We start from the raw sequence: 26,625 nt of genomic DNA, 5'->3' as shown, positions 1-26,625 counted from the left end.
GCGGTCCCCCTTCTCACTGCCCAAGTGGTCCCCTCAGCCCCTGTCGGAAACAGGCGGAGGCAGTGGTGCGGAACGCACGATGCGAAATCCCACGTCGTCGATCCGGAAGGTCGGGTGGCTGCGCCGCCGCACCGACGCCCGGCAGCTCCAGTGCTCGTCGGCCCATCCACCGCCACGGAGCACCCGGTAGGCCCCGTACACCTCGGCGTCGTAGACGTCCCAGCACCAGTCCCACACATTGCCCAGCATGTCGTACAGGCCCCATGCGTTGGGCTGCTTGCCGCCGACGGAGTGGATCCGCCCAGCGGAATTCCCTTGGTACCAGGCGACATCGTCGAGCCGGCCGTATCGCGGGCCCGTAGTGCCCGCACGGCAGGCGTGCTCCCATTCGGCCTCGGTCGGCAAGCGGTACCCGTCCGCGGAGGTGTCCCACTCGGCCGTCTCGGCGTCAACGCGCAGGTGATAGGCGGGCGTCAGCCCCTCATGCCGGGACAAGGCGTTACAGAACTCGACCGCGTCCCACCATGAAACGCCCTCAACCGGCAGCCGCTCACCCTGGGCGGTACTCGGCCGCCGGCCCGTGACGCGCGCGTACCAGGACTGCGTGACCGGGAACGCCGACATGTGAAACGGCGCGACCTCGACCGGCCAACTGCTCTGCGTCCGCCGGTCCGACAGCGTCACCCGTCCCGACGGGACCGCAACCATCTCGTTTCCTGCCCCCGCGTCCACAACAGGCCACCCTACCGGCACCTGCCCCCCCCCCCCCGGCGACGCTAAGGCCGGAACCGGCAACAGGATCGAGGGCGGCGATCGCGGCTCGGATGCGGAGGAGTACGGCCAGCAGCCGCCGCGTTGTCGCCTCGGTGTCCGCGGCCTGTCCGGGGCTGCGGGCCAGCACGTGGTGAGTCGTACCGACGAGCGCTCGTGCTCTGACCGGGAACGTTCGCCGGGGTGTGGCAGGCAGTGCAGGGTTCACGGAAATCCGTTTCGAGCGTTGCCGGGGTGCCTCTACGGTGGCGTGGTGATGACTCAGGTGATCGTTGTCAACGGTGGTTCCAGCTCGGGGAAATCCGGAATCGTTCGGTGTCTTCAGGCAGTCCTGCCGGATCCGTGGCTGGCCCTCGGGACAGACACGCTGGTTGAGGCGATGCCGGCGTCCATGCAGGCGTCGGACGGCGGGATCGAGTTCGCTCCGGACGGAGAGGTGATCGTCGGTCCTGAGTTCCGAACGCTGGAAGCGGCATGGATCGCAGGGGTCGCCGCGATGGCCCGTGCAGGCGCCCGGGTCATCGTCGACGAGGTCTTCCTCGGCGGGGCGTCCTCACAGCAGCGATGGCAGAAAGCCTTGGGTGAACTACAGGTGCTGTGGGTCGGCGTCAGGTGTGACGCGGCGGTGGCCGCAGGCCGTGAAGTCGCACGAGGCGATCGGACCATCGGGATGGCTGCTTCCCAGGCGGAAGTGGTCCACCAGGGCGTGGCCTATGACCTGGAGGTGGACACCACACACGCAGAGGCGATGGAGTGCGCACGGACCATCGCCGGGCATGTCAAGTGATCGACAGCCAGGCTGTCCGCCGCTGTGAGGCCCGGGGCGAGTCGGGCGGCGGGGGTGAGGGGGCGTCCGCACCAGCGGATGCCCTTCTCGCTGCGGATGCGGGCGCGTTCCTTGCGCTGGGTGGCGAGCACGTCGGGGTCCCGCCCACCGAGGGTCCGGACAAGCCGGGCCGATCTCGTTGAACCGGTGGATCACCTCCCGCACCGTGTCCTCGTCGGCCTGCACAGCTGGGCGATCACCGGCACACGGTTTCCGCCGGCGGACGCCAGCAGCATCATCGCCAGCCGGTAGCGCACCGAGCTGGTACGGCCCCGACGCACGATCGGCCCTTGCTGGTCGGCCAGTCGGCGCACCCGCACAGGCTCGGCCACCACACCTCCAGCGCTCGGTACGATCAAGCCCAGCAAGAGGCGTCGCGAGTCGTCGTTCAGCACCGTGTGCGCATCAGGTGGCGGTGCTCAGCGACGGCTGGGCCCGCCGGTCAGTCGACGCCTTCGACGATGCGGAAGTCGCGCTCGACGCCGTCGGGGAGGGCCGCCAGCGCCGTCTGGTACGCCTCGCTGTCGTATGCCGCGACGGCCTGTTCAAGGCTGTCGAACTCGATCAGAACGGCGCGTTGCGTGATCCCGGCCTCGCGGGCGACGACCCGACCGCCACGGGACAGTAGACGCCCACCCCCAGCCTGGACAGCCAGACGAGCCAGCTTGTCGTAGGCAGTCAGACTCTCCGGGTCGGAAATGGTGGGGTAGACACTGACCCAGTAACCCTTAGCCATGGAAACCTCCTGTGTTCGGCCGTTCACGTCCGACTTCGAATTGACACTCGGATCCATCGATCCCGGCGACGGGTACCGCGCTCAGTGGAGTCGCCATATGCGCAGGCTAGGGCTTGATATGCGCTCGAGGGAAAGACCGGTACGGGATAGACTCAGAACGGATCGTTATTAATCGGCAGGGAGGGCGCGTGGCGCCGGATACGGTGAGCCTGCGGTACTTCCTGGTGCTGGCGCAGGAGTTGAACTTCACCCGCGCGGCCGCACGGATCGGTATCGCACAGCCCGCACTCAGCGCCCGGATACGCCGCTTGGAGGCGGAACTCGGTACGGCCCTGCTGGTCCGCAACACGCGCAGCGTCGTATTGACCACGGCCGGTGCGGCTTTGGCGGAGTCCGCGCCGCCCGCACTGGCGGCGCTGGACCGGGCATGGGACACCGCCCGGAGCGCGGCGGCCGGTGAACTGGGCACGCTGCGCATCGGATACAGCCTCAGCACCGGGGCCGAGACGACACCGGCCCTGGTGGACAGGCTGGTGCGCGGCAACAGTGGACTGGAGGTCGGCGCGGTCCCGATGGCGACACCGGAGATCTCCCCCGCGGTCGCCGACGGCCGCATCGATGCCGGGATCACCCGCGGTGAACAGCCGGGCCGTGACGTGCGCCGGTTCTTGCTGCGGCGTGCACGCATCGGGGTGCAGATGGCGCAGCACCATCCGCTGGCCGAACACCAGGAGATCGAGATCGCCGACGCGGCCGCGTATCCGCTGCGCCTCCCGGACCGTGCCGCCAACCCCGTGATCCACGATCAGCTGTCCGCACTGTTCCGAGACACCCGACCACACCCCCGATTCCACACGCCCGCCGTCTCTTTCGACATGTCCCAGCGCGACCTGCGCGACGGGGTCACCCTCGCCCCGGCCGGAGAAGCCGCAGCCACGGCACAACCGGCCGGTCTCACCTGGCGTCCGCTGCGGGGTGCGCCCAGCCTGACGATCCACCTGGTCCTCCCCCGCGAGCAGTCGCCGCTGCACCGCCGTGTCCGTGCCGTCGCCAAAACCCTGGCGCACGAGCTGCACTGGCTGCCGGACTGACGCGCAAGAGGTCAAGCGAGACGGACGGCCGCGGTGGCGAGGCCGACGACCCTGCGTCCGGCGGACTTCACGGTGATGACGACGGCGGCGCACGCACACAGCTCCCGCCGCCACTCAACCACGAGTAATTGTCGTCGGCTTGAAGCATCGGTGCGCCAATGTCCATGAGACCGGAGAAGCAGGGGGACGGTGCGTGCTGCCTCCGTCCGATATCTTGTCGTGCCAGCGATGATGAGCGAATTGGAAACGGCCATGGCCAAGGCGTCGTCTCCGGCATGGACGCAACGTGTCCGTGCCGGGCGTGACCTTGCTTCCTACGTTGATGTTCCTGAGGCTGCGAAAGCTCTGGTGGAGCTGCTGCTGGACGTCGAGGACACGGCAGTGACCCGACGCACGGCAGAGGCCCTCGCACGGGTGGGGACGGCGGCCGCGGTAAGACTCATCGCTCTCGCCGTTGCCGACGCTGACGACAACCACACTGACTGGCTCCAGACCGGGGTACAGGATGCGCTCGTGGGACCGGAGGATGTGCCGGACGTCGCAGCGGCCTGCGGGAAGCTCGCCCAAGACCCGGAAGAAGCTGTCCGTCGGGGTGTCGCAGCCATCTCGGTGTGGACAGAAGGCACAAGGTGTTGATCGCGAGCGGTGACCAGCAGTACGGCGGCGGCCCCTGACCGCCTCCTCCGCCATGGAAGTCAGGACTCGGGGGAGAAAGTGCTCCTCCGGCAGGGCTTCGCTCCGGGCCTCCAGAACGCGGCACTGTTCTCCGGAGACAGAAGTACAGCCACGGTCCTTGCAATCACCCAGCTCGGCTTGATGTCTTCTCCTGGTGACCACAACCTCGCCGAGCCTGGATCCGCCGCCCTGGCCGCACTGCGCCGTCGAGGTGAGCCCGGGCGATCCCGTGGGTTGTCGTGGCCTCATCGTCGGCCCCTACGACGCCTGCCTGGCCCACCTGCCGGAAGCCTCCCGCGCAACGTACCTGGCCGGCCTGGCCCCCGACACCGAGATCAATCACTCCGGCACCACCTTCACCGGTGATCTGCTGCGTCGGCTGCTCAACGCGCTCCGGGACCCTGACAGCGGGCACCTACTGGTCCGCCACGCCCGTTTCGAAGCCGCTACGTTCTCCGAAGCAGCCGACTTCGGCGGAGTGGACTTCGTAGACGTCTGCTTCGACGGAGCGGTGTTCTGCGGCGATGCTGTCTTCCGCGGGGCGACGTTCGCCGGGATCGCCGAATTCAGGAGGGCGACGTTCACGGGGAGCGCCGGGTTCAGCAGGACGGCGTTCTCCCTTGCGGCGGACTTCGGTGGGGCGGAGTTCGCCCTTGACGCCCGCTTCGACAACGCCAGGTTTGCCGACGCCGCGTTCGTCGGAGCAGCCTTCTGCGGTGACGCCTGGTTCGGTACGGCAGCGTTCCTTCATGACGCCCATTTCGACCGTGCCACATTCGCCGAAGCCGACTTCCGCGGTGCGGTGTTCTCCGGAAACGCGGGATTCAGCAGGGTGGCGTTCTCCGGCAGGACTCTCTTCGAGGGGGCGGTGTTCTCCGGCGGTACGAGTATGCGCGGGGCCGTGTTCTCCGGTGATGCCGGTTTCGGCGGAGCCCGGTTCGTCGGTGACGCCCGATTCGGCGCGGCGCAGTTCTCCCGTAGCGCCGACTTTCATGATGTGGCATTCGCCCGCGACGCCTGGTTCGGTGCGGTCGAGTTCGCCGGCGGCGCCCGGTTCGGCTCGGCGACCTTCGCCGGAAGCGCCCGCTTCGACGCTACGACGTTCTCCGGTGAGGCCGCCTTCCAGAAGACGGCGTTCTCCGGTGGCGCCCGCTTCATCCGGGCGGTGTTCTCCGACAACGCCGACTTCAGCGAGGCGGTGTTCTCCGGGGAGGCGGTCTTCCGCGGGGCGGCCTTCTCCGGCAGTGCCGCCTTCGGCGGGGCGACGTTCTCCACCGGCGCCGTCTTCAGCGGCGTGGCCTTCGAGACCGTGTCCCAACTGGGCCCCATGGCCTGCGAGGAAGAGCTGGATCTTTCTGGCGCCCGCTTCGGCAGCCCGGTGACCATCGAGGCGGCAGCCGCCTTCTTCACATGCATAAGGACCCGCTGGGACTCCACGGCCACGCTCCGTCTGCGCTACGCGGCAGTGGATCTCACGAACGCCGTCATCGAGTACCCGCTGAGCGTGAGCACCTGCCCGTCTGCCTTCGGTGACGACCGGCGAGCCGTCGACGAGTCCGGTCTGGCCGGCCTGGACCCGGTTGCCCGGATCACTTCGTTGAGCGGGGTGGACGCGGCGCACGTGGCGCTGACCGACGTGGACTTGTCCGGCTGCCGGCTCACTGGCACCTTCCACCTGGACCAGCTCCGCCTCGAAGGCCGCTGCACCTTCGCGGCGGCGCCCACCGGCCTGCACCGGCACGGCGCCCTCCCGACCCGCTGGACACAGCGTCGTACGCTCGCCGAAGAACACCACTGGCGCGCCGCCACCGGCTCGACCGGCTGGACACCCGCGCGGTGTGGGACGTCCCCCCAGCCGCCTGCCGCTCTCGCCCCCGTATACCGCCAGCTGCGCAAGTCCTTCGAGGACGCCAAGAACGAACCGGACGCAGCAGACTTCTACTACGGTGAGATGGAGATGCGCCGGCACGACGGCGACCGGCCTCCCTCCGAGCGAGCGCTGCTCACTCTGTACTGGGCCCTGTCCGGCTATGGTTTGCGCGCTTCCCGGGCTCTTGTCTGGCTCCTGGGAGCCATGGCCGCGACCGTCCTGATCATGGTCCTGTGGGGCATCCCCAAGGATGACCCGCAGGCCGTGACAACCGGGCACCTGACCGGACAGCACATCTCACTCACCACGGACGACGCCACTCCCGTGAACCCTTCCGGTCCGCTGCGATCCCGACTGACGTCCGAGCGCTGGGAGAAGTCGCTGAGGATCGTGGTGAACTCGGTCGTCTTCCGGTCCTCCGGCCAGAACCTCACGACGACCGGCACCTACACCGAGATGGCTTCTCGCCTGACGGAGCCCGCGCTGTTGGGCCTTGCGGTGCTTGCCGTTCGCGGACGAGTCAAGCGGTAGCGAGGGTCGGCGGAGGCTCGAGACGGTGTCCGGGGCAGGTGCGGTGGCCGGGCGGCAGGGGGACCATGGCTCACGCCAGGGTGACGCACATGCCACCCTCGGCCAGGAGATCGAGGACCACGCCGAACAGGTCGTAGGGCCGGCCATCCGGTGACAGGGCCTGGGACACGTACTCGCGTGCGATCGACGCGTACCGCCAGAGCAGAGTTGCCGGGGCGGCGTAGCCGAAGGTGCCACGCAGACAGTCGTCGAGGGCGGCGAGGCAGCCGCCGAAGTAGCCGCCCGGCCCGTTCACCGCCTCGCCGAGCGCCAGGTAGAGGCCCGGTTCGTCGGTGACATACCGACCATCGAGTTCGTAGGCATGACCGGCCGGCCGGTCACGGTGACCGCGCGGGCGGGACCGTTCTCGTACGAGATCGTGCCAGGCCCAGCGGCGCCGGGTGTCCAGGGCCGCCCAGGCAGCGACCGTGTCCGGCGGCCCGGCGAGCCACCGCTCCCAGATGGGCCGGGCGTGCTCGGGAACGGGCGTGACGAGCTCTCCATCAAGCTCCAGGTCGATCAGATCCTTCCCGTAGGAGGATGGGCGCCAGGCGCTGACTCTGGCCCAGAGCAGGCGTTCGGTGACCAGCTCGCCCTGGTCGTCCTGTATCTCCAGGGCGGCCTGCTCCAGGTCCAGCGCCCGTCGAGTGCCCTTCGTCAGTGCCGCCCTCAGCTGATCCCCAGGGGCGAGCCCCCGCAGGACGAGCGGGTGTGCGCCCTGCTGACGCGGCACGACACGGGCGAATTCCCGGCAGGAGCCCAGCCAACGCCGGCCATCGTGTACGCGAACTCCGCCCCTGTGCCCCTCGGGCGGGCCTTCACAGTCGTCCAGGCCGGTGAGCACAAGACTGCCTGTCCCCCGGAGCTGCCCCGAGCTCTCCGCGTCTTCGAGCAGCCACGGATCGAGGGCCTCGTCGTCCGGCACCAGCCACACTCGGTTGCCGACCCAACCGTGCACGTGCGCGCGTGGAACCCAGCCGAACAGCTCGTAGATCCCGCGTGGGGGTTCTCCGAACAGCCCTTCCACCTCTGCGCAGACGCCCCAGGCATGACCGTGCTCCGTGTCAGCCAGCGTGTACCGCATTCGCCCGCGATGGTCCTTGTCCTCGTGCACGGAGGGAATCATGCCGGAGGCTGTTCCCACGGCGAACCCATATGGCTCGCCGCCCTGGCCGTCGACCACAGCCACTTCCGCACCCCGCCGTCTGTCGAGGACATCAAGGAAGGCCGCGTCCGGACCGTGCTGTCCGGGCGCTCCCTCATCGCCTTGCTGATCGAGCTGTGCAACACCCGCTCCACCGCCGCCCCGCTGGAAGTGGACTGGTCCCCGGCCATGACCACCTACAACCGCATCGCGACCGAACTCACCGACGCCACGCGGGACAAGGCGAGACCATCCGCATCGCCCTGGACGACGGTCTCCCCCACGAGGCCGGAGACCGACCGGCACGCACGCGACAAGCGGACGAGGGCCCCGATCGATCCTGGCGGCTGTCGCGATTCCCTGATCACGGGGGTGGAGAGGACAGGTCGAGGACCGCTGGGGTGGACCGGCCCTGCGCGACGCGCTCGACGCGCGGCTCGTCGCCCGACAGCAGCGCCGCGGCCGCACCGCCGAGTGGTGCGACGACGGGCGGGTCCCGCTCCGGCGGGGGCTCGAATACCGCCGCGACGACCACACCGTGCCCGGCTTCACAGCGCCGGCCCCGGTTCAACGCTGGGCTGGGACGGCGCGCCGCCCGGGAGGGTGGGGCGCCATCGAGGTAGAGCCCGCTGGTGCCGGCCGGCCTTGACTTCTTCCTCCACCCGGGCCGGGCAGAGGCGAGTGGCTGCCCGGCATTCGTCCAGCACCGATCCGCAGACCGGCCGCCGAGCAACACGACGCCGCCGGCGAGCTCGCACAGCGCAGGTCGCCCTTGAGCCAGGCGTGGTCGGATTCGACCGGGGCGCAGCATTGCGCCCCGGCACCGCGGCCGCAGCGCGGAAGCATCTCGCCGACTCACCTACGGCCGCGGCCCGCGCATGAGGTCGACGAGCCATCCAACGGCTCCGCAGATCCAGCCGAGGCCTGGTTGCCGTCCGCGCCCCGCAGCAGGGTCTGACCCACCGGCCAGGCATGATGCGCCCTGCGGACGCGGGAAGAGAGCGCCACGGCCGACCCGCCGACGTCCGCTTCGAGTTGAGGAGCCCTGGCGTGCGGCACGATGACCGTGAACGCGTCGACGGAGATTCGGCCGCAGATGTCGAGAACGGGGTGGCGCCTCCGTCCCAGGAACATGGCGGCCACGAGCGGCCGCACGACAGCAGAGGACGACGATCATGGACCCCAAGCAGATCGCACGGGAACTTGCCGACGCCCACGAGTTGTTGAACCAGGCCTCGATGGCGCGGCTGGCATACAACGGACTCGACGGGCGGCCCCGTGTCATTCCGATCGGGATCTTCTGGACCGGTGACGAAATCGTCATGTCCACCGCGGCCACGGCGCCCAAGGTGAAAGCGCTGACCGCCCGCCCGGAGGTGGCCCTGACCATCGACGCCAGCGACAGCCCCGGCTCGGCCAGGACACTGTCGGTGCGGGGCATCGTGCACCTGACCATCGTCGACGGGGTGGTTCCGGAGTACCTCGCCGCCGCACGGAAGAACTTCGACGTCGAGTACGCGGCCGAGTTCGAGCGGAACTGCCGGGCCATGTACGACAAGATGGCTCGCATCGCGGTCGAGCCGCAGTGGGCGCGGTACTACGACTTCGGCGCCGGCCGGGTGCCGCAGTTCCTCGCGGAACTCGCCAAGAAGCTGGGCTGACCGCGACGCCCGGTCATCGTGCGGAGGCCCGGCTCAACGCCTCAACCGCATCCACTCCCCCACCCGGACGGCCCCGGGCTCACCGGTCATCCGGGGAATTCGCGTCGGATGGGGGCCCGGGAACTCTTGGCCGCCGGCACCTCGTGACCGTCGGCTACGACACTGAGGTCGGCCCGGGCTCGCCGTACCGCCGGATGCCGACCGGTCGCCTGGAAGCCGCCGACCGCCGAGACCCGAGACCTGTGTCCCACACCCCGTTCTGGGCGTAGATCGTCCGGCGGGACGGGGATCCTGCTCAGCATCGGCGTCGACGATGTCGGCAGACGCTCGGCCGGGTGGAGGCGCTGGGCGGCTCGGTCGGCAGCCGCCCCGACGACAGGCCGTGGGGACAGTGTGTCGCCCCGGAGTGCGTTGAGCGTGGATTCCAGGGTGTGCCGCGTGCACCAGCAGGCCGCCGGAGCCCGTCACCGGCCGGCTCGGATTCCGGCACAACGCCGCCGCCTGGCATGACATGTCCCCGATGAGGCGACCGGTCGCTCGTGCGGCGGGCTCACAACGAAGATCCGTCTGGCCAGTGAGGGCGGGTGTCGTCCGCTGGCTGTCCTGGTCACACCTGGGCAGTGGGGTGATGGACCGCAGTTGATCCCGCTCCTGCACCGAATCCGTGTCCCTCGCCCGCTTGGGGCCACCACCTGCGGAAACGACTGGACCCCGTGTGCGGCGCTCAGACGTGCCGTCCTGTCCGCCGCGGTCGGCATGGACCTGCTCCTGTACTCGGCCCGCGACACCGCCCAGGGCGAGGAGGCGGTGACCGCGCTGAGCGATGCGCTGGCGGCCGGAACCCTCGATGCCGCGGCCTTCGACGCACCTTCCGCACGGGTCCACGCCCCTCGTGCGGCTCTGTCCTGACGGCGGATCGCGAGGCAGACGCCTCGCGCCCCTTCATCTCCTGAACGCAACCTGTGCCCTACGAGGCCCCGTTGAGCGCGCTCTGTTCAAAGCCTTGACGCGTACGCGCCGACGCCGCACCATCGGTCCGTCCGGAGAGCGCTCTCTCATTCGGCGACCAACCCGCAGGAGACGCCGTGAGTAGCAGACCCCCGCACCGCTCGCACCGCCGCTCAACGCGAAGGACGCCCCGCGCCCCGCTGTTCGCCCTCGTCACCGCACTGCTGACGACGTGCCTGCTGGCCCTGGTTCAGCCACCCGCCCAAGCCGCGGGCACGCTGCTGTCGCAGGGAAGGCCCGCGACCGCGTCGTCCACCGAGAACGGCAGCACACCCGCGTCCGCCGCTGTCGACGGCGACACCTCGACCCGCTGGTCCAGCGCCGCGTCCGACCCGCAATGGCTCCAGGTCGACCTCGGCTCCAACGTCACCGTCAGCCAGGTGGTCCTCAACTGGGAAGCCGCCTACGCCAAGGCGTACAAGATCCAGGCCTCGGCCGATGGCACCTCGTGGACGGACATCTACTCCACGACCACGGCCACCGGCGGCAGCCAGACCCTGACCGTCAACGGCACCGGCCGCTACGTGCGCCTCTACGGCATCACCCGCGCCACCCAGTACGGTTACTCGCTGTGGGAGTTCCAGGTCTACGGCACCGCGGGCAGCAGCGGCACCGGCTGCTCGACCACGAACGCCGCGCTGAACAAGCCGACCACCGCCTCCTCCACCGAGAACGCCGGCACCCCGGCATCAGCCGCAGTGGACGGGAACAACGGGACCCGCTGGTCCAGCGCCGCGTCCGACCCGCAGTGGCTCCAGATCGACCTCGGCACGCAGCAGAGCATCTGCGGCGTCCAGCTCAGCTGGGAGGCCGCGTACGGGAAGGCGTACCAGATCCAGGTCTCGGACGACGGCACCACCTGGACCACCGTCTACCAGACGTCAACCGGCGCGGGCGCGACCGAACTCCTCACCCTGACCGGCTCCGGCCGCTACGTGCGCATGTACGGCACCACTCGCGCCACGCAGTACGGCTACTCGCTGTGGGAGTTCCAGGTCTTCACCACCGGGACGACGCCACCGGACGGCGGCAACGCGGTGCTGCTCTCCTACAAGAAGCCCGCCACCGCTTCCAGCCAGCAGGACGACGCCCAGTGCGGCGGCTGCACCCCGGCCAAGGCCGTCGACCACGACCCGGCGACCCGCTGGGCCACCGCGGCGGGCAGCGGCTGGAGCGACCCCCAGTGGATCACCGTCGACCTCGGCGCGACCGCCCACGTCACCCAGGTCGTCCTCCAGTGGGACCCGGCCTACGCCAGCGCGTACGAGATCCAGGTGTCGCCCGACAACACGAACTGGACCGACATCTACTCGACCACCACCGGCAAGGGTTTCAAGCAGACCCTGGACGTGAACGGCACCGGACGGTACGTGCGGATGTACGGCACGGCGCGCGGCACCGCCTACGGATACTCCTTGTGGACCTTCGACGTCTTCGGCACCGGAGGCGCCCCGACGGCTCCGCCGGCCGATCCGCCGAACCCTGGCAACCCTGAACACATCGTGTTCCAGGACGAGTTCAACACCGCGGCAGGCACCACGCCGGACACCTCCAAGTGGACCCAGGACACCGGACCCGGCGTCAACGGCGAGCTCGAGTACTACACGAACGGCAGGAACACCACGATGGACGGCGCGGGCAACCTCGTCATCGAGGCCCGCAAGGAGGCCACGCCGGGCTCCAGTTGCCCCACGGACCCGCTGACCGGCTCCACCACCTGCCAGTACACCTCCGGCCGCATCAACACCTCCGACCACTTCAACTTCACGTACGGACACGTCGAGTCCCGGATCAAGGTGACCGGCACCCAGGGCCTGTGGCCCGCGTTCTGGCTTCTCGGCTCCAACTTCAAGACGGGTACTCCGTGGCCCGCCTGCGGCGAGATCGACATCATGGAGCACATCGGCAAGGTCCCCGACACCGTCTACTCGACGATCCACGCCCCCGCGTACTACGGTGCGGGCGGCTACGGCTCGCCGTACCAGGTCGCGGGCAGCGACTTCTCGTCCGCGTTCCACACCTACGCCCTGGACTGGGACTCCAGCCACATGACCTTCACGGTCGACGGCAACGCCTTCTTCACCGTCGCCCGTTCCACCCTGGAGGCCACGAAGGGGCCGTGGGTCTACGACCACCCCTTCTACATCATCCTCAACAACGCGGTGGGCGGTGACTGGCCGGGCGCGCCCGACGCCTCGACCGTCTTCCCGCAGAAGATGCTGGTCGACTACGTGCGCGTCTGGCAGTAGCCACCTGCACCTCGGTTCGGCGGGACATCTCGGATGTCCCGCCGCACCACGTGGCGATCTCAAGGGCGTGCCGCCAGACACGTTTCCTCATGAACGAAGTCGAGCGCACCGTAAACGCACACCCTCACCGCTATCCGGCTATGGCTGCGCCGGTGACCCGCCGGACAGTCCCTAGCCGGGCAATACGAACTTCACCGACCGGAAGGTGACATCATCCGGCTCCTGGTCACTGCCTGGCTTGAGGACGACCTTGGGGGTCCCCGTGCAGTCGTCGGCCGCGAAGATCTGGGCATTGGCCCTGCTGCTGGTGTTCTGAGGCGCGAATGCATCCGCGTGTTCCTGCCCAGGTGCGAGTTCGGCGACTTCCTGGATGAGGATGCATTCGTTCAAGGGAGGCTGTTCCGGCAGGGTCGCGCTGGCTGCGGCCCCGGTTGCGGTGTCGATGTACTTGTAGTTGAGCCCGAGTTCGTCCTGTGCGTGTGCGGCGGTGGCAGATGGAAGGGCCAGGGCGAAGGCGCTCGTGATGGCGAGCAGCGCAGAGCACAGACGCATGGTGGGTTCCCTTCGGCGGGCAGGTGTGGGTGGGATGCCCACATGATGCTGGCATCCGATCGGGAAACACGCCGACGGGGCTGCCCCTGGGATCAATCCACTCGCTGGTGTGAATCAGCGGGCGTCCAGCGGTCGTTGCCATGACAGAGGGCATCTGATCTGACAAACGAGACACCTGGACGACCAGGGGTTCTGGCGGGCCACCATGCCCGGCGTCGACACCGGCACCCACGGCGCGCTGGAGCACCTGCTGGCCGTGGGCGACCCGGTCGACGACACCTGCTGGGCCGCTACAGTTCCACCTCCAGCGTCCCCCGGTGCCTTGCCCGTTGCGCGATCCGGACGCGATCGCGCTGGACGAAGACGACGACGGCGGCGCTGTGCAGGAGTGAGCCGGTGTGCGGCCTTGCCGCTGGGCCGCACGGGAGCCGGAGCCGGAAGCAGACACGGAATCGTCCGGATACAGACGACCATGCCGATGACCGAGCGCCTCAAACGGTTCGGTTGCCGGACCGGCCATGGCCAGGGAGCAGGTCAGTCGTCGATGGCCTGGTAGAGGGTGGTCCAGAAGTCCTGAATGGCCCGCGCCGAGTCCGGGGTGGACATCCCGGTCTGGGTGAGCAAGATGCCGACGAGCTGGTTGTGCGGGTCGGCGTATGTCGTGGTGCCGGCTCCGCCGTCCCAGCCGAACTGGCCAATCGGCGCGTAGTCGCCGCGGTAGGTGCGCACCGTCATCCCGAAGCCCCAGCCACCGGTCTGCCCCTGACCATGTGACAGATGGACGACACTGCGGGCCCAGGACTGCAGAGCGGAAGTCTGCTCCGGGGTGAGGCGGTTGGACGTCATCAGCTCGACCGCGGGCCGGGACAGGATCCGTTCGGTGCCGTGCATTCCGTGGTTGAGCAGCATCCGGAAGTAGGCGTGGTAGTCGTCGACGGTGGAGTCGAGTCCGCCGCCGCCGGACTGGAACGCCGGGGGCTTGCTGTGGTGTCCCCCTTCGGCCGGGTCCTCCACCGTGAACTCCCCGGTCTGCGGATCGGGGGCGTACAGGGGCGGCAGTCGGTCGATCTTGCCGGCGGGCACGTGGAAGCCGGTGTCCTTCATGCCCAGCGGGTCGAAGATGCGCTCGCGCAGGAACGCCTCGAAGGTCTGGCCGGTCACCCGGGCGACGAGCACGCCCAGCACGTCGTCACTGACGTTGTACAGCCACCGCTCTCCGGGCTGGTACATCAGCGGCAGCGTCCCCAGGCGGCGCATCCACTCGTCCGGCTCCACGGCCGGCAGCATCCAGCCGTTCTCGCCGTAGACCCTCTGCTCGAAGTACGCGGCCATCATGGGCGAGCCCATCGCCGTCGTGTCCAGTCCGAGACCGCAGGTCGAGGTGAGCAGGTCGCGTACGGTGATCGGACGCCGCGCCGGTACGGTCTCGTCCAGCGGGCCGTCCGCGCGCTTGAGGACCTGCCGGTCGGCGAGTTCGGGCAGCCACGGGTCTATCGGGTCGTCCAGCCGCAGCCGGCACTCGTCCAGCAGAACCATGGTCGCGGCGACCGCGACGGGCTTGGTGGTGGACGCCATACGGAAGATGGTGTCCCGGCGCATGGGGGTGCCGCCGTCATGGCGCATCGTCCCGATCGCCTCGACGTGGGTCTCCTCGCCCCGGCCGACCAGGGCAACGAGCCCGGGAATCTTCTTGGACTCCACATACCGCTCCAGCACCTCGCGCAGTCTGCGGAGCCCTTTTTCGGAGAGGCCGTTGTTGCCGTTTCCCATCATGTATCTCCTTGCACACTGTGGTCGGTCTCGACGGTGCCGCGGGCATGCACGGGAGGCCGCCGACCGGTCAATCGCCGGCGGCCGCGCGGGGCGGGCTAGTCGATGAAAGTGGTGCTCGGCCCTTGGGGGGCGATGTGCTACGGCGCGATCAGGCCGTCGTGTCCTCGGTTCCGGCCGCGTTACCGGCGGCGACACGCTCGATGTCGTCGGTCAGCCGGGTCCGTGCGCGGGCGGGCGCGTAACCGCCCTCGGAGTAGTTCTGCGCGAACGCCTCGGCGAACTCCACCGGGTCCTCTCCGACGATCTCGCGGATCGGCGTGCCGTCGGCCGCAGCCTGCTCAAACAGGTCGGCGAGGTCTTCGAACATCGACGCGCTGCTGTCTTCATCGATCGGCACGAAGTGCATCAGGTACTTCTCGATCGCCTCGACCGCGGTCCGGTGGTCCGCGGGAAGCGTCCTGACGCGCGCCTTGTACGCCCACCAGCGCTTCTTGGGCCCGATCACCTTGGAGAGGAAACCGCTCTTTTCCACCTCGGACATGGCTACTTTCCCCCTTCGCGGAGCTGTTCCAGTCGTTCTGCGAGGAAGCTCCAGGTCCTCCAGAACTCTTCGAGGTACTCCCGCCCCTGCGCGTTCAGGGAGTGCACCTTGCGCGGCGGGCCCTTCTCGGAAGGCACCTTCTCCACGTCGACCAGGCCGCGCTTTTCCATCCGCAGGAGTAGGGCATAGATGGTGCCTTCGGCAATGTCGGAGAAGCCCTGTTCCCGCAGCCGTGCGGTGATCTCATAGCCGTACGCAGGCCGGCCGGACAGGGACGCGAGGATGAGACCGTCCAGCGTGCCCTTGAGCATCTCCGTCAGCAGCTTGGCCATGGAGCACCTCCTTGCCGAGGTATTCAGTGTTGCTGAGTACCAGTACACCGTAACGCTGACTACCGGTACTGAGCAAGAGGGAGTAGACGGGCCTGGTAGCGGGCGCGCTGCTGGCCGCTGAGGTCGGCGCGTCCTCGGGACTAATCTGTCTCGGTGACGCAGCGATTGAGCACGGTGGTGCTGATGTGTGGTCTTCCGGGAGCGGGCAAGACCACCTACGCGCTGGATCGTGGTGGGACGCGGTTCCGTTCGCCTGTCGATCGACGAGGTGGTGTGGCAGCGACTCGGACGGCGTGACGCCGGCCTGGTGCTGGATGCGGAGGCGTTCGACCAGCTCAAGGAAGAGGTCCGCCGCGAGCAGCGGCAGGAGCTGGTCGAGCTGATGCTGGCCGGGCGCGATGTGGTGATGGACTACACCTTCTGGAGTCGCGCCGCCCGCGATGACTACAAGGCGCTGGTCGAGAAACACGGCTGCCGTTGGGAACTGATTCACCTCAAGGCGGATCGGACGACGCTGGAACGTCGCCTTGAAACACGGAACGCCGAGGAGGGCCCCAACTCCGTCACAGTGGACGAGACGCTGTTCAGTCGCTACCTGACCAAGTTCGAGGAACCGGAGGGAGAGGGTGAGCAGGTCGTCATGCAGCCCTCGACCTGAAGGCCGGAAGACCTGAAGCCGTTCAGCCGAGGGGTGATGCCCTCCCCGGTTCTCGCAGCGGATGCGGGCGCGCTCGCGTCGTTGTGGTGCGTCAGCGCAGGTACGCGTGAAGCGCTCTGGTCTGCACGGTGTGGTGGCGGTGGTTGCAGCCGGCAGTCGTGAACTGACGCAGCGGTCCGAAGCGGACCTCGATCGGGTTGGCCCAGCCACAGCCGGCGGTTGGGCGGACGACGAACGTGCCGGACTCGTCGAACGCGAAGACGCGGTCGGGTAGACGAGCAGGCACCGTAACGCCTCGCTCACGATCCGGATCATGCGACCGTGGATTCCGCAGGCATGCGGCACGTTCGCCGATCGACCACGGGGTGAACAGCTGGCCGAGCTTGGTCGGGCGGGTGGTGGCCGTCTGGACGACGAAGTCCCTCGTCAATGGCTTCTTCCGCCGCGGCGGAACAGCAGACAAAAGGGCCTGCCCTCACCGTCCGGCGATGGACTCCGTACTTCTCCGCCAGAACTCGCTGCGACAGTTCCGGATCAAGACGCTTGTCCCTTCGGATCGCAGCGAACAGCTCCGTCCGCGACAAACCCATCCCGGCCTCCCGACATGACCGTGATCGACACACAAGCCCTGCCGTCGCCGGGCGAACGGAGCAGCGCATCCGCCCCAAAGAGGGCAGGTCGTCGGTAGGCTGCCACAGCCTCACTCTGCTCCCGGAGGCTCAGCGTTCACTCAAGTTCGCTCATCGAGTGCAGCTCCGCAAACTCGTCGGCGAGTATGCCCATGACGACGAGATCACGGTGTCGGTTGGCAAAGAACACGTGATCGCGCAGGCGCCCTTCCTCGGTGAAGCCAAGACGGCGATGCAGTGCCAGCGATGCCTCGTTGTGCGCGAAGATCCGCGCCTCGCACTTGTGGTACCGCCGCTCGGCGAACATGAATCGCAGCAGCATCACCACGGCTTCTGTCGCGTAGCCCTTACGCCGGTACCCCATACCCATCGTGATTCCGTACTCGAATCGCCCCGCCCGCGGATCTGCGTAGTGGGATCCGACAGCCCCGACGATCTGCCCCGTGTCCACGGCTTCGACGGCCAACGTGAAGCAGTCACCATCGGACTCCGCGACGGCCTGTTCCTTCGCCCAGGCACGGAACCCCTCAGTAGACCGAGGCGGATGCAGCAGGTCTCCCGACCGCTCCTCATCGACGGCGAAGCCCGCGAACGCCGTCCAGTCCTCGGGCTCGATACCGCGCAGACGTACCCGCTTGCCAGTCCAGAACGAAGTCATCCCCTATTCGATCACGCCGCCAGATGCGATGCACAGGCCCTCCTGACCCTGGCCTGAACAGCCTTGTCATACCGGTGGAGCCAGATCAACTTCGTACGTCATGGAGCCACGAAACGCTGGTGCGCTGGTGCCCAAAGCAGTGCTTACAAACATCACCGCCCGCCACCCGCGGACCGCAGAACTGCTGTCCACCGTGAAGTTCATGGTGCAGACCCTCGCCGCCGGCGAACTCCAGCGCGAGCTGGCGTACGGCGGCCCGCGGGCCGCCGAGGCTAAGGGCAGCACGGGCGGTCACTGCCCTGCCGTCCCGGCCGACGTCGTACGCACCGCGTACCTGGTAGGCCACTCCGTCGCCGCCCTTGCTCACGACCACGGCGTCAGCCGCGGCGCGATCCGCTCTCGACCTACCTGGAGTCCGCCGAGCGGGTAGCGCTCGACCAAGGGGTGACCGTACGGCGCGGCCAGGGCCACACATTTCGCGTCATGGCAGTGCCAGCGGTCCGCCGCCAACTCCTTGCCCGCTGCCAGCCGCTCAGCGGCGGCCAAGGCGTCCCCGCAGTCCCAGCCCAGCCCAGCGAACGGCACGCCGCGAGTACAAGGTCGATGATCACTCATCCGGCAGGCACACCCGATGAACTGCGCGAGGCGTCCTGACGGCCGTAGCGTGCTCTGTGCCATGCCACCTGCTCCGCAGTCAGTGGTGAAGAGATCTTGTGCACGTCACCGACAAGGTCGTTGCCGCGCCGGCGAGACCGTCCCCACTCGCGTTGCCGGAAGGCCATGACGGACGTCTGGGAAGCCGGGTTCCAGTGCAGGGTGAAGGCGGGGGCGTTGGTGTCCGGGACGTCCTCCAGACGCACGCCTCGGTTCGACAACAGCCGCTGCAGTTTGTCGAAGCGGAGGTGACGGTCAAAGCGGCCGTACCGCTCGCGAATCACCTTGTTGACGATGCTGCTGCCCCCGTACGAAAGCCGGTGCACCTGCAAGGTGAAGTGGTGCCCCTCCCATGGGTGGTCGGGCGATTCCCGGCTCCAGAAGAACTCGGCCAATCCGTAGTCGCGCCACATGCTGTAGTCGTCAAGGGAGTTCTCGGCGAAATCGGAACCCAGGATCGCGCTGACCTTGTCGGGACTGTCCGTCGGCTTGGCGCCGAGGACGGTTCCAGATGTGATCACGTCCACATAGAACGCGAGGGAGTGCGGAGTCAGTTGCTTTCTCCTTAGCTGGGGCGAGATGGCCGGGAGCGGCCGTCTCAGCCTGGGTGGCAGGGGCACCGCGAAGGCCCGGCGGACAGGCCCCTGCGACCGGGGCCGCCAGGCTGGGGCTACCGGATGAGTCTGGTAGCCCCAGCGGGATGTGGTCAGCGAGGGTCGTTCAGGCGGCTGCTGATGTGTTCGTGGAGTTCGTGCGGCAGGTGAATGGCCCAGCGGTCAGCAGCCTCGGAGGCGAGGTCGAGGCTCCAGCGCCAGCTGTTGCGTGCCGCCGTGCGCACATCCTGGTCGCGGGCGACAGCTGTGGTGGTGACGTAGCGATGACGGTCGGTGTCGGGCAGGTCCTGTTCGAGCGCGCGGCTGGGAGTGAGCCAATGGGCTGTGCTGTTGCGCAACAGGCGGCAGAGCTGCAATTGCTGGGGCGCGATGACGGTGTGCAGCAAGGCGTGGGCGCGGGCGATCTCGCCGCGGGCGAGTACATGGGCAAGCATGAGGGTCCAGTTGGTCAGCTCGTCGGTGAGCTGCTGGGCGGTGGTCACCGGCTCGGGCGGCTGGAAGGTGGCTAGCTGCCGGGCGGCCTGGGTGAGCCGGCCGCGGCGGTCGAGGAGGACGGCGTCGTCGGGGCGGGGTAGGTGCACCATGCCTCGCCAGGTGGGCACTTCGTCGATGCCGGGGCCGGCGGGGGTGAGGGGGAACTCGCCGCGCATCAGGTCGTCGAAGACGACGGAGAGGATGCCGTACATGTTGGTGTAGGAGAGCTGGAGCGGTGCGAGCTGTGCCAGGAAGGCGGGGCCGTCGAAGTCGGCGAGGCGGTCGTCCTGGACGTAGAGGTATGCCTCGATGTCGGAATGGGCGTCGGCCTCGCCCACGGTCCACGAGCCGTAGAGCAGCACGCCCTCCAGCCGGGTGTCGGCGTGGGCGAGCTGTCGCAGGCGTGCGATGCGGTCGTCCAGGGCGGAACAGGCAGAGTGAACGGACATGGTGTGGTCGTGTCTCCTGAGGTGGGCGTGCGGGCACGCTGACGGAGCCCGGCACCTGCCGGGCGAATGTCTGGGGACCGTCGCGGCCCGCTCAGGAGAAGTTGCCCATGATCGCGATCATAGGGGACGGCTCGGCTGCCAAGCCGGCGGAACACAGATCAGGCTGGCCGCGATCCCGGCGAAGGACCCTTGTCTCCATGGAGCTTGGCGGGCCGCCGTCGGCGGGGCCCACGCCGGGAACGGGTGGGAGGTATGCCCCGTACCAGGGTTCAAGCCCCTGGCTTTCGTGCTTGTTCGCGGTGGAGACACCGATCGAGAGGGGCAGACCGGTCCGCTCCGAGATCAAATGTCACGGGGTTCGGCGAGAAGGTCGTCCACCACATGACATCGAATGGTGGGGAGGTGCTCAGCGATCGCCTCACTCATCATGGCTTCCCCTTCCGGGTCCACGTCTGGGCAGCCCTCGCGAGTGGCGGCATCCGGCCACCGTGCGTACGCCACCCAGGTGCCGTCATCGGCCTGATGCAGACGTGATCCGTAGCTGCCGCAGTGCTTGTGCATCGCACGTGTCACGCGATGCCAACCAGCTGCGAACTGCTGTTCCTTGCCTTCGTGCAAACGCCACCGGTAGATCACCGCAAACATGCCACGACCGCCCTTTGACCTCCGCGCCTCCGGAATCCGGTGGGCGCGCCCTGCCTACCCATCAGTCCAGATCTGCACTGTACATGTCAGCCTATGAGGTGGGGGCGGTCTATGACGATCGCAACAAGGCCACCGCCGCAGCCGGCGGATCCGGCTCTGGACCGGTTCCCGGACCGGGTCTTCGCCTTCGATGAGTCAGGGCGCCTGGGGATCTGGCCCACCTGCACACCGCGGGCTCCTGCTGGACGAAAACAGGGCAAGCCAAACCGGCTGCCGGCGACCTACCGCCGCACTCACGGCGTCACCCGCTTTCACGGCTGCTCATCCGCGGACGACGACCGCCGGTAGGGCGTCATCCCGCGAACCGCAGCCCCCGAGCGCCGAAGGGGGCCCGTTCAGGTGGACGGTTCGATCTCCCCGGCAAAGACGATGACCTGGTCGATGAGGCTTCGCCGCAGATGGACGACGTCCGTTCCCGTCAGGCGGGGACCTCCGTCCGGCGTGGTGAAGACCCACTGGTACCGGGCCCACTCGTCAGGCATGTCCACCGCCGAGCAGCGCACCATCGTGCCGGTCCCCGCCGGGTGGCGCCGGATGTCCAGCACGAACCGCTCGACCGCCGCGATTCCTTCGCTGCGCCCCAACGGCCCCCAGAAGACCACGTCCGAGGTCAGAGCCTGGGAGAGCAGAGCAGTCACATAGCTGTCGTCGGAGGCGTTGAACGCGGAGATGAATGTGTCGATCGCGGAGCGTGCAATCTCTTCCTGCATGCCCCAGTAATACCAGCCGTTTCGCGTGCACTCGTCCCGCGGGCCGGTTTCCGATCACGGTGAACCATCCCGGTCCCGGCACTAGCGGCGCAGGACGGTCCTGCCGTCGATGACCCAGAGGCTGGGCGGAACCGCGCCGCACCTGACGACTTCGGTGTGTGTCTGGGAGTTGATCCGGTTCCAGCCGACCCGGCGCTGGTGCTGCTCGTCGGCCGGGTAGAAGGTGAGGCCGGCCTCCGGGTGCTGGCCCTCGTCGAAGAGGTACGGCTCACCGTCGACGGGAGTGATCACGATCTGCGAGATGTTCTGCCGGCCTCGGTCACTGCACGTCGCCGTCCCTGTCCGCCAAGGCGGGGGGCTCCTGCCAGGTCAGCGTCTCAAGCGGGGACCCCAGGCAGTTCGCCGGACCGGGCAGCGGCCGCATCACGGCGGACGCCTCGTCGCTGAAAAGGACCAGGGGCTTGTCCGGGCGTCGGACGGTCGTGGGTGCTGCCGTACTCGACGACTTCCTCGTGCTGGTCATCTCTTCCCCCTGTGTCGTTGCAGGTCATGCTCGGTCGAAGGCCGGCCCACGGACCGGCTGCGAAAGGGTATCCGGATAGGGAACCGAGGCTCGACGCGATTTCCCCAGGCTCCTCCCCCGGGGGCTTCCTCCGCTCCCGGCCGGCCTCCAGTGGGAGTTCAGAGGGTGTCGGGTGACCAAGACGAGGGGAATCTCCCGGGTCGTCGCGGTGCGCGGGTCGCATACGAGGGCACGGCGGCCACCACCGCCGGCCACAGGTCCGTTCACCACCAGCTCGGGGATCACCTGGTTGGTCGAGTTCGGCGGCCTGGCGTTGTGACGCCGTGGTCGGGATGGCTGTTCGGGGCCCACCCCCACCAGCGGGGATCGGCTCCGGACGGATACGCAGCCACCGCGTGATGCGGCTTGAAGCAGCGACCGGTCGTCCACAACGCTGTCACCATGCGTTCCCCGAGCTTCACCGCGCCGACGAACGATTCTGAGCCTCCCGCCGTCGACGCCTTCCTCTCGGCCGTCGACCATGCGATGAACAGCAACACCTTGCTCCTCACGGCGGAGAGCGACGTACCTCTCTCAGCCGGGAATCGCCAGGATGTCCTGCACGCGTTCCTGCGCAGCGCCCTCTTCCCGCAGCTGATGCGTGCAGCAGACGTGCGCCGCAACTGGTACAACCTGTCGGAGGAGTACGACACTGAGGCCTTCGTGCTCCCGCTCCTGCGCGAGGGCTTCCGCGCCACGGTCAGCCCGCTTGGCCATGCAGGCTTCCTGGCACGGCTGCGCTGGATGCTCTGCGAGGCGTTCAGCCCGTACGGCCACCACTACCCGGCGGCGGATGCCGAGCGGCTGGTGCGGGGCTTCCTCCGCGAACTGCTCGGCGCAGACGGCCCGGCGTGGTCCTTCGCCGCTGTCAGCCCCGATTTCATGCGTTCCACCGGCTACTACAGCGGCGAGGAGCCACAGCTACCGGTGTACTTCGATGGCAGCGGTTCCGACACCGCCACGCTCGTCCACCGGGACCACTTCTTCCACCTGCTGCTGACGAACGGCTCGCCTTGAGGGGCGCGGCCGGCACGACTGTTCGGCCAGGTTGCCCGGGTCAGCGGTGCAGAGCGGTCAGGTGGAACCAGGCCGATGTTCGTGGCGCCGGGGCGGCGGGTCCGGTTCGCCGCAGACTTGGGGGAACACCGCACGCTGCTTGGCGTTCCTCACGAGTCGCTGTTGCACATATGTGCCGAAGAGGGTGTTTACTCCGACCTGTGATCCGGAACGGCGACAGTGATCACCTGCCTCACCCCTGGACGGAGATCTGACACCGTGAGCAAGGTCGCTCTCATCATCATCGACATGATCAACACGTACGACCACGAGGACGCGGAACTGCTGCTGCCGTCGGCCGAGTCGGTCGTACCGGTCGTAGCCGACCTTGCCGAGCGCGCTCGGCGCCGGGCCGTACCGGTCGTCTACGTCAACGACAATTTCGGTGAATGGCGATCCCACCACGGTGAGCTGCTCAACCGCGCTCTCGCGGGGCCTCATGCCGATCTCGTGGAGCCTCTGCGGCCCGATGAGGAGTCGCTGTTCGTTCTCAAGACCCGGCACTCCATCTTCTTCGACACCCCGCTTCAGTATCTGCTGCAACAGCAGGGCATCGAGCAGTTGGTGCTCTGCGGCCAGGTCACCGAGCAGTGCGTGCTCTATTCGGCCCTGGACGCCCACATCCGTCATTTCCAGGTGACCGTTCCCGAGGACGCTGTTGCGCACATCCACGAAGATCTCGCTCGGGCGGCACTGCGGATGATGGAGCGGAACATGGGCGCGCGCGTGTGCACGAGCCACGACCTCTGGAAGTGACAGCTCCTGCGGTGTGCGGGCCGATACGGAGCCGGTGTGCGGGCTTGCCATGGGGGTCGTACGGCCCGGCGTCGCCACTGTCGGCTGCTGACTGCTCGTTCCGGGGCATGCGTAGATCACTGATCTTCACTCGCTGCCCAGGAGGAAGCCGGGATGGCCATACCGACACGCCCTGTTCACCGTGCGGGTCGTGAACGGCGGTTCGATCTGCGCGTCACCGCTCTGTTCTTCATACTGCTGGCGATCATCTTCTGCGTTCTGGTGTTCTTGGCGCGCACCGCGGCGAGCATCGTCGAGCGCCGTCCCCTGTGGGCCGTTGCCCTGGCCCTGCTCGGCGTCGGGGCCGTTCTGACGTCCCGGTCCCGGTGGCGCAAGGCGTCCGTCACCCGCTACGCCGGCCGCGCCGCCCGGGCGCTGGAGGAAGCAGCCGAGATGGCGTCCGATGACCTGCGCGACACGAGGGTGGTGGAAGCCGGCCGGCCGGCGCCGCCGGCGGAGGAACCGGCAGAGGACGTCGCTGACCCGGTGCCGACGGCCACTGACGCCTGCTTGGCCGACTACACCGGACTGGAACCCGAAGCTTTCGAGCGAGCCATAGCCGACCTGTGCGCCGACAACGGCTGTCACGAGGTGGAAGTGGTCGGGGGCGCGGGCGATTTGGGGGCGGACGTCGTCGCGCTCACGCCGGACGGGCGGCGCGTGGTCATCCAGTGCAAACAGTACGGCGGCACCCACAAAGTCGGCTCACAGGACGTGCAGCGCTTCGGGGGTACCTGTTTCGCCATTCACGAGGCCGATGTCGCAGCGCTCGTCACGACGAGCGAGTTCACGGAGCCTGCCCTGGAGTACGCCCGGCAGTGCGGAATCGTCTGCGTGGACGGCTCCGGCCTGGTGGCCTGGTGCCACGGCACCGGCCCGAGCCCATGGCAACAGACCGGCACCGATTCCTGAGCCGGCCGCACCCAGCCACGCGGCGGTGACGTCCTGCCGAACAAAGGGCGACGGCGGTCACATGGAAGGCGCCGATGCGGGCACCAGTGATCACACTCCCACTTCCGGAGAGGAGATCTTCGTGCACAAGACAACGAGCAAGGGTAAGTGGATCACCGGTGGCGCACGCGAGAAGCTGGCGGAAGTCTTCGCCGGGGAGTACAAGGAGGGCCGGTCGATCAGGGCCATAGCCGAGGCACACGGCCGGTCCTACGGGTTCGTGCATCGCGTGCTCACCGAAGCGGACGTACCGCTCAGGAGCCGCGGGGGCGACGTGCGTTCCGGCACCTCCCGGCAGCCGGGGTGACGACCGCCCGCGGCTGCGCGGGGTCGGCGCCCGACGGCGGCAGGAGAGTGCATACGGTGTCCGCGCGGGGGCAGACGGAAGTCGCCGGGCCAGGTGAAACGGCCTGTGTTTCGAGAAAGGTTGTCGCTGTGCTGCTGCCTGCCGAGAGGGAACTGCGTGCCGTACTGGCCCACTTCGCCGAGGCCCGTTTCCGCCATGACCTGCGGCCCACAGGCCGGTCGAGCCGGGATCTGGAGGACACCTCCCGCAGGCTGTGCGCCATGACCGGCACCGAGTCGGTGGACGAGGCCCTGGCTGCCGCCGACGCCCTCCTGGAACAGCTTCGAGCTGAGCGCCAGGGGTCCGGCACAGCCAGCCGGGCTCTGGCCGCCTGACGCGCCGGCGCGTCCACCGGTGAGCGGGACGGCGAGCGGAGTTCCGTGCCGGCGTCGTCATCGCCAGGCCGAGTGGCTCTGGAGCGCGACCAGGTGGTGAGGCTGCCGCCGATGGCTTCGGCGGGCAGAACGCCCCCTCCCCGCAACCGTGTTCTCTTCCTGGCTCCGGTGGCGGCCGGCTGCACGGCCTGCCCGCCCCGCCACGCCCCTTACGGATGCCCCCCGCGTTGGCTCGTCCGAGTCGCTGGGCGAAGTCCCGTTTCCCCCACCGATCCACACACCCCGTTCCTAGACTCGGGGTGTCAGGGGGACGGCATCGCACAGCGGGGGGCATTGTGGGCGAGCAGTGGAAAGGCATGCCTGATCCAGGCAAGGCCGTTGATCTGGCCGAGTTCATCGGTTTGCTGGGTGGACTGCGTGCATGGGCGGGGACGCCGTCCTATCGCTCGCTGGCCAAGCGGGTCGGGCCGCTGACGGCCCGCTCGGGTCGTCTCGCCGTACACGGTCGTGGATGCGTCTCCGTCTCCAGGCGGAGCGCCGCCCACCCGCCTAAGACCTGCGAGTGGGCGCACACGCCGCCCGAAGGGTCAGAATTCCTGGATTCGGCCGCTCTGAGCGCCCCCATAGTAGGCGTAGACGCCGTTGATGGTGGCCCAGTACCCGGCCTGGACGACGTAGGTGCCCTGCGACGGATCCCCCCACCAGTTCGGTGCGTAGACGTCTTGGGTGGCGCTGCTCGACCATCCGACACACTCCAGGTTGTATGCCTGGGACGTAGTGCCATTGGCGTTGACGCGTTCTACCTGCGCACAGACGTCGATGGGCATGTGGTTCGGGTTCTGGACGTAGATCTCGCCGCCGATCTGGTCGGATCCCTCGAATACCAGGCCGATGGAACACGGCTTGAGCAGAATTCCGCCGGGTTCGGAGGCGTATCCGCTGAGCCGGCAGCTTCCGGAGCTGACGTTCGCCTGCGCGGCCTGGCCGGTAACGACTCCGGCCGCCAGCAGTGCTCCGGTAAATGCGGCTGCGGTCGCAACCCGTGCCCTGTACCTGGCAGTAGCCCGCTGTTTCATGGGTGGCCCCCCATCCCCCGCCGCCTGGATCGGACCAGGCCCGGGAACGCGATTTCGGCGGTTGAGCGTACCGCCGGTGGTGAGGCGGAGGACAGGGTTCACGAACATCCCCGGCCCCAGGAACTGTGCCGCGCCGCTGGGAACACAGCCGTAC

Annotated in this window: 30 protein-coding genes and 3 pseudogenes; 15 read left to right on the top strand and 18 right to left on the bottom strand. The window is 68.3% G+C overall.

The window, feature by feature from the left end:
* Positions 1 to 33: 33 nt before the first annotated feature.
* Positions 34 to 708 (bottom strand): formylglycine-generating enzyme family protein, encoded by a 675-nt coding sequence (locus ACZ5CZ_RS18975; RefSeq protein ID WP_468944108.1) that lies wholly within the window; start codon positions 706 to 708, stop codon positions 34 to 36.
* A gap of 319 nt (positions 709 to 1,027) precedes the next feature.
* Between ACZ5CZ_RS18975 and cpt the strand changes: the two genes are divergently transcribed.
* Positions 1,028 to 1,558, top strand: coding sequence for a chloramphenicol phosphotransferase CPT (gene cpt, locus ACZ5CZ_RS18970; protein ID WP_468944105.1), 531 nt, complete (start codon positions 1,028 to 1,030; stop codon positions 1,556 to 1,558).
* Positions 1,559 to 1,690: 132 nt separating this feature from the next.
* On the opposite strand, the pseudogene ACZ5CZ_RS18965 reads toward cpt, so the two are convergent.
* A pseudogene (locus tag ACZ5CZ_RS18965) lies at positions 1,691 to 1,929 on the bottom strand (helix-turn-helix domain-containing protein); the annotation flags it as partial.
* 110 nt (positions 1,930 to 2,039) lie between these two features.
* Positions 2,040 to 2,333: a DUF1330 domain-containing protein gene (locus ACZ5CZ_RS18960; protein ID WP_468944103.1), complete on the bottom strand. Its 294-nt coding sequence runs from the start codon at positions 2,331 to 2,333 to the stop codon at positions 2,040 to 2,042.
* Positions 2,334 to 2,521: 188 nt separating this feature from the next.
* Here ACZ5CZ_RS18960 and ACZ5CZ_RS18955 point away from each other — a divergent pair, with 188 nt between their 5' ends.
* The 3 genes from ACZ5CZ_RS18955 to ACZ5CZ_RS18945 all read left to right on the top strand — a co-directional run bounded on the left by ACZ5CZ_RS18955 (position 2,522) and on the right by ACZ5CZ_RS18945 (position 6,500).
* Positions 2,522 to 3,424: a LysR family transcriptional regulator gene (locus tag ACZ5CZ_RS18955; protein ID WP_468944101.1), complete on the top strand. Its 903-nt coding sequence runs from the start codon at positions 2,522 to 2,524 to the stop codon at positions 3,422 to 3,424.
* 228 nt (positions 3,425 to 3,652) lie between these two features.
* A complete protein-coding gene (locus ACZ5CZ_RS18950; RefSeq protein WP_468944099.1) occupies positions 3,653 to 4,060 on the top strand; it encodes a HEAT repeat domain-containing protein in 408 nt (135 codons plus the stop codon).
* Positions 4,061 to 4,253: 193 nt separating this feature from the next.
* Complete coding sequence (locus ACZ5CZ_RS18945) at positions 4,254 to 6,500, top strand: pentapeptide repeat-containing protein (protein ID WP_468944096.1); 2,247 nt, start codon at positions 4,254 to 4,256, stop codon at positions 6,498 to 6,500.
* A gap of 70 nt (positions 6,501 to 6,570) precedes the next feature.
* On the opposite strand, the gene ACZ5CZ_RS18940 is transcribed toward ACZ5CZ_RS18945, so the two are convergent.
* The gene (locus ACZ5CZ_RS18940) at positions 6,571 to 7,665 is read right to left on the bottom strand and encodes a barstar family protein (protein ID WP_468944216.1); all 1,095 of its coding nucleotides are present in this window, start codon (positions 7,663 to 7,665) and stop codon (positions 6,571 to 6,573) included.
* A 1,193-nt stretch (positions 7,666 to 8,858) separates the two neighbouring features.
* On the opposite strand from ACZ5CZ_RS18940, the gene ACZ5CZ_RS18935 reads away from it, so the two are divergent.
* From ACZ5CZ_RS18935 to ACZ5CZ_RS18920, 4 genes and pseudogenes are all read left to right on the top strand, one after another.
* Positions 8,859 to 9,344: a pyridoxamine 5'-phosphate oxidase family protein gene (locus ACZ5CZ_RS18935; RefSeq protein ID WP_468944093.1), complete on the top strand. Its 486-nt coding sequence runs from the start codon at positions 8,859 to 8,861 to the stop codon at positions 9,342 to 9,344.
* 339 nt (positions 9,345 to 9,683) lie between these two features.
* Positions 9,684 to 10,066, top strand: a pseudogene (locus ACZ5CZ_RS18930) (IS5/IS1182 family transposase); the annotation flags it as partial.
* A 34-nt stretch (positions 10,067 to 10,100) separates the two neighbouring features.
* Positions 10,101 to 10,253 (top strand): hypothetical protein, encoded by a 153-nt coding sequence (locus tag ACZ5CZ_RS18925; protein ID WP_385846482.1) that lies wholly within the window; start codon positions 10,101 to 10,103, stop codon positions 10,251 to 10,253.
* Positions 10,254 to 10,492: 239 nt separating this feature from the next.
* Positions 10,493 to 12,601 carry a discoidin domain-containing protein gene (locus ACZ5CZ_RS18920; protein ID WP_468944213.1) on the top strand — a complete coding sequence of 703 codons (2,109 nt, stop codon included), beginning with the start codon at positions 10,493 to 10,495 and terminating at the stop codon, positions 12,599 to 12,601.
* Positions 12,602 to 12,772: 171 nt separating this feature from the next.
* Here ACZ5CZ_RS18920 and ACZ5CZ_RS18915 read toward each other — a convergent pair whose 3' ends face one another.
* From ACZ5CZ_RS18915 to ACZ5CZ_RS18900, 4 genes are all read right to left on the bottom strand, one after another.
* Positions 12,773 to 13,153, bottom strand: a complete 381-nt coding sequence (locus ACZ5CZ_RS18915) for a hypothetical protein (protein ID WP_468944091.1) — start codon at positions 13,151 to 13,153, stop codon at positions 12,773 to 12,775.
* Positions 13,154 to 13,687: 534 nt separating this feature from the next.
* Entirely contained in the window at positions 13,688 to 14,923 is a 1,236-nt protein-coding gene (locus tag ACZ5CZ_RS18910; RefSeq protein WP_385846487.1) for a serine hydrolase domain-containing protein, read from the bottom strand.
* Between the two features lie 151 nt (positions 14,924 to 15,074).
* On the bottom strand, positions 15,075 to 15,467 hold the full coding sequence (locus ACZ5CZ_RS18905) for a DUF1048 domain-containing protein (protein ID WP_385846480.1): 393 nt from the start codon (positions 15,465 to 15,467) through the stop codon (positions 15,075 to 15,077).
* 2 nt (positions 15,468 to 15,469) lie between these two features.
* Positions 15,470 to 15,799: a PadR family transcriptional regulator gene (locus ACZ5CZ_RS18900; protein ID WP_385846479.1), complete on the bottom strand. Its 330-nt coding sequence runs from the start codon at positions 15,797 to 15,799 to the stop codon at positions 15,470 to 15,472.
* Between the two features lie 229 nt (positions 15,800 to 16,028).
* On the opposite strand from ACZ5CZ_RS18900, the gene ACZ5CZ_RS18895 reads away from it, so the two are divergent.
* Complete coding sequence (locus ACZ5CZ_RS18895) at positions 16,029 to 16,457, top strand: P-loop nucleotide/nucleoside kinase family protein (RefSeq protein WP_385846477.1); 429 nt, start codon at positions 16,029 to 16,031, stop codon at positions 16,455 to 16,457.
* Positions 16,458 to 16,548: 91 nt separating this feature from the next.
* Here ACZ5CZ_RS18895 and ACZ5CZ_RS18890 read toward each other — a convergent pair whose 3' ends face one another.
* Both ACZ5CZ_RS18890 and ACZ5CZ_RS18885 read right to left on the bottom strand, forming a co-directional pair.
* The gene (locus ACZ5CZ_RS18890; RefSeq protein ID WP_468944087.1) at positions 16,549 to 16,887 is read right to left on the bottom strand and encodes a hypothetical protein; all 339 of its coding nucleotides are present in this window, start codon (positions 16,885 to 16,887) and stop codon (positions 16,549 to 16,551) included.
* Between the two features lie 296 nt (positions 16,888 to 17,183).
* Positions 17,184 to 17,744, bottom strand: coding sequence for a GNAT family N-acetyltransferase (locus tag ACZ5CZ_RS18885; RefSeq protein WP_468944084.1), 561 nt, complete (start codon positions 17,742 to 17,744; stop codon positions 17,184 to 17,186).
* A gap of 100 nt (positions 17,745 to 17,844) precedes the next feature.
* On the opposite strand from ACZ5CZ_RS18885, the gene ACZ5CZ_RS18880 reads away from it, so the two are divergent.
* Positions 17,845 to 18,174, top strand: a complete 330-nt coding sequence (locus ACZ5CZ_RS18880) for a hypothetical protein (RefSeq protein WP_468944082.1) — start codon at positions 17,845 to 17,847, stop codon at positions 18,172 to 18,174.
* Positions 18,175 to 18,355: 181 nt separating this feature from the next.
* On the opposite strand, the gene ACZ5CZ_RS18875 is transcribed toward ACZ5CZ_RS18880, so the two are convergent.
* The 7 genes and pseudogenes from ACZ5CZ_RS18875 to ACZ5CZ_RS18845 all read right to left on the bottom strand — a co-directional run bounded on the left by ACZ5CZ_RS18875 (position 18,356) and on the right by ACZ5CZ_RS18845 (position 21,873).
* Positions 18,356 to 18,919: a hypothetical protein gene (locus tag ACZ5CZ_RS18875; RefSeq protein ID WP_468944079.1), complete on the bottom strand. Its 564-nt coding sequence runs from the start codon at positions 18,917 to 18,919 to the stop codon at positions 18,356 to 18,358.
* A 185-nt stretch (positions 18,920 to 19,104) separates the two neighbouring features.
* A complete protein-coding gene (locus ACZ5CZ_RS18870; RefSeq protein ID WP_468944077.1) occupies positions 19,105 to 19,935 on the bottom strand; it encodes a nucleotidyltransferase domain-containing protein in 831 nt (276 codons plus the stop codon).
* Between the two features lie 185 nt (positions 19,936 to 20,120).
* Positions 20,121 to 20,284, bottom strand: a pseudogene (locus ACZ5CZ_RS18865) (IS5/IS1182 family transposase); the annotation flags it as partial.
* A complete protein-coding gene (locus tag ACZ5CZ_RS18860) occupies positions 20,278 to 20,580 on the bottom strand; it encodes an antibiotic biosynthesis monooxygenase (RefSeq protein WP_385846472.1) in 303 nt (100 codons plus the stop codon). The pseudogene ACZ5CZ_RS18865 and the gene ACZ5CZ_RS18860, both read right to left, overlap by 7 nt.
* Positions 20,581 to 20,975: 395 nt before the next feature.
* Positions 20,976 to 21,350, bottom strand: a complete 375-nt coding sequence (locus tag ACZ5CZ_RS18855; RefSeq protein WP_385846471.1) for a nuclear transport factor 2 family protein — start codon at positions 21,348 to 21,350, stop codon at positions 20,976 to 20,978.
* 81 nt (positions 21,351 to 21,431) lie between these two features.
* On the bottom strand, positions 21,432 to 21,641 hold the full coding sequence (locus ACZ5CZ_RS18850; protein WP_468944074.1) for a hypothetical protein: 210 nt from the start codon (positions 21,639 to 21,641) through the stop codon (positions 21,432 to 21,434).
* Positions 21,642 to 21,669: 28 nt separating this feature from the next.
* Entirely contained in the window at positions 21,670 to 21,873 is a 204-nt protein-coding gene (locus ACZ5CZ_RS18845; RefSeq protein ID WP_468944071.1) for a hypothetical protein, read from the bottom strand.
* A 441-nt stretch (positions 21,874 to 22,314) separates the two neighbouring features.
* Between ACZ5CZ_RS18845 and ACZ5CZ_RS18840 the strand changes: the two genes are divergently transcribed.
* From ACZ5CZ_RS18840 to ACZ5CZ_RS18820, 5 genes are all read left to right on the top strand, one after another.
* The gene (locus tag ACZ5CZ_RS18840) at positions 22,315 to 22,929 is read left to right on the top strand and encodes a hypothetical protein (protein ID WP_468944068.1); all 615 of its coding nucleotides are present in this window, start codon (positions 22,315 to 22,317) and stop codon (positions 22,927 to 22,929) included.
* 258 nt (positions 22,930 to 23,187) lie between these two features.
* Complete coding sequence (locus tag ACZ5CZ_RS18835) at positions 23,188 to 23,724, top strand: cysteine hydrolase family protein (RefSeq protein ID WP_385846468.1); 537 nt, start codon at positions 23,188 to 23,190, stop codon at positions 23,722 to 23,724.
* 153 nt (positions 23,725 to 23,877) lie between these two features.
* On the top strand, positions 23,878 to 24,675 hold the full coding sequence (locus tag ACZ5CZ_RS18830) for a restriction endonuclease (protein ID WP_468944065.1): 798 nt from the start codon (positions 23,878 to 23,880) through the stop codon (positions 24,673 to 24,675).
* A gap of 121 nt (positions 24,676 to 24,796) precedes the next feature.
* Positions 24,797 to 25,021, top strand: a complete 225-nt coding sequence (locus tag ACZ5CZ_RS18825; RefSeq protein ID WP_385846466.1) for a helix-turn-helix domain-containing protein — start codon at positions 24,797 to 24,799, stop codon at positions 25,019 to 25,021.
* A gap of 128 nt (positions 25,022 to 25,149) precedes the next feature.
* Entirely contained in the window at positions 25,150 to 25,395 is a 246-nt protein-coding gene (locus ACZ5CZ_RS18820; RefSeq protein WP_468944061.1) for a DUF5133 domain-containing protein, read from the top strand.
* Between the two features lie 587 nt (positions 25,396 to 25,982).
* Here the strand turns inward: ACZ5CZ_RS18820 and ACZ5CZ_RS18815 are convergent.
* Positions 25,983 to 26,471: a hypothetical protein gene (locus tag ACZ5CZ_RS18815; protein WP_468944058.1), complete on the bottom strand. Its 489-nt coding sequence runs from the start codon at positions 26,469 to 26,471 to the stop codon at positions 25,983 to 25,985.
* Positions 26,472 to 26,625: the final 154 nt, after the last annotated feature.

The organism is Streptomyces sp. NPDC031418 (assembly GCF_055581605.1).
The sequence above is the reverse complement of the archived record's forward strand: the minus strand, read 5'-3'. Positions and strand labels throughout refer to the sequence as shown.

Bases quoted from the DNA above. Each gene is read 5' to 3' on its own strand.
- ACZ5CZ_RS18840 (WP_468944068.1), top strand. From the start codon at position 22,315: ATGCGTTCCCCGAGCTTCACCGCGCCGACGAACGATTCTGAGCCTCCC.
- ACZ5CZ_RS18905 (WP_385846480.1), bottom strand. From the start codon at position 15,467: ATGTCCGAGGTGGAAAAGAGCGGTTTCCTCTCCAAGGTGATCGGGCCC.
- ACZ5CZ_RS18925 (WP_385846482.1), top strand. From the start codon at position 10,101: ATGGACCTGCTCCTGTACTCGGCCCGCGACACCGCCCAGGGCGAGGAG.
- ACZ5CZ_RS18870 (WP_468944077.1), bottom strand. From the start codon at position 19,935: ATGTCCGTTCACTCTGCCTGTTCCGCCCTGGACGACCGCATCGCACGC.
- ACZ5CZ_RS18950 (WP_468944099.1), top strand. From the start codon at position 3,653: ATGATGAGCGAATTGGAAACGGCCATGGCCAAGGCGTCGTCTCCGGCA.
- ACZ5CZ_RS18975 (WP_468944108.1), bottom strand. From the start codon at position 708: ATGGTTGCGGTCCCGTCGGGACGGGTGACGCTGTCGGACCGGCGGACG.
- ACZ5CZ_RS18860 (WP_385846472.1), bottom strand. From the start codon at position 20,580: ATGTTTGCGGTGATCTACCGGTGGCGTTTGCACGAAGGCAAGGAACAG.
- ACZ5CZ_RS18915 (WP_468944091.1), bottom strand. From the start codon at position 13,153: ATGCGTCTGTGCTCTGCGCTGCTCGCCATCACGAGCGCCTTCGCCCTG.
- ACZ5CZ_RS18815 (WP_468944058.1), bottom strand. From the start codon at position 26,471: ATGAAACAGCGGGCTACTGCCAGGTACAGGGCACGGGTTGCGACCGCA.
- ACZ5CZ_RS18830 (WP_468944065.1), top strand. From the start codon at position 23,878: ATGGCCATACCGACACGCCCTGTTCACCGTGCGGGTCGTGAACGGCGG.
- ACZ5CZ_RS18910 (WP_385846487.1), bottom strand. From the start codon at position 14,923: ATGGGAAACGGCAACAACGGCCTCTCCGAAAAAGGGCTCCGCAGACTG.
- ACZ5CZ_RS18900 (WP_385846479.1), bottom strand. From the start codon at position 15,799: ATGGCCAAGCTGCTGACGGAGATGCTCAAGGGCACGCTGGACGGTCTC.
- ACZ5CZ_RS18845 (WP_468944071.1), bottom strand. From the start codon at position 21,873: ATGACCAGCACGAGGAAGTCGTCGAGTACGGCAGCACCCACGACCGTC.
- ACZ5CZ_RS18885 (WP_468944084.1), bottom strand. From the start codon at position 17,744: ATGACTTCGTTCTGGACTGGCAAGCGGGTACGTCTGCGCGGTATCGAG.
- ACZ5CZ_RS18960 (WP_468944103.1), bottom strand. From the start codon at position 2,333: ATGGCTAAGGGTTACTGGGTCAGTGTCTACCCCACCATTTCCGACCCG.
- ACZ5CZ_RS18935 (WP_468944093.1), top strand. From the start codon at position 8,859: ATGGACCCCAAGCAGATCGCACGGGAACTTGCCGACGCCCACGAGTTG.
- ACZ5CZ_RS18940 (WP_468944216.1), bottom strand. From the start codon at position 7,665: ATGATTCCCTCCGTGCACGAGGACAAGGACCATCGCGGGCGAATGCGG.
- ACZ5CZ_RS18855 (WP_385846471.1), bottom strand. From the start codon at position 21,350: ATGCAGGAAGAGATTGCACGCTCCGCGATCGACACATTCATCTCCGCG.
- ACZ5CZ_RS18880 (WP_468944082.1), top strand. From the start codon at position 17,845: ATGGAGCCACGAAACGCTGGTGCGCTGGTGCCCAAAGCAGTGCTTACA.
- cpt (WP_468944105.1), top strand. From the start codon at position 1,028: ATGACTCAGGTGATCGTTGTCAACGGTGGTTCCAGCTCGGGGAAATCC.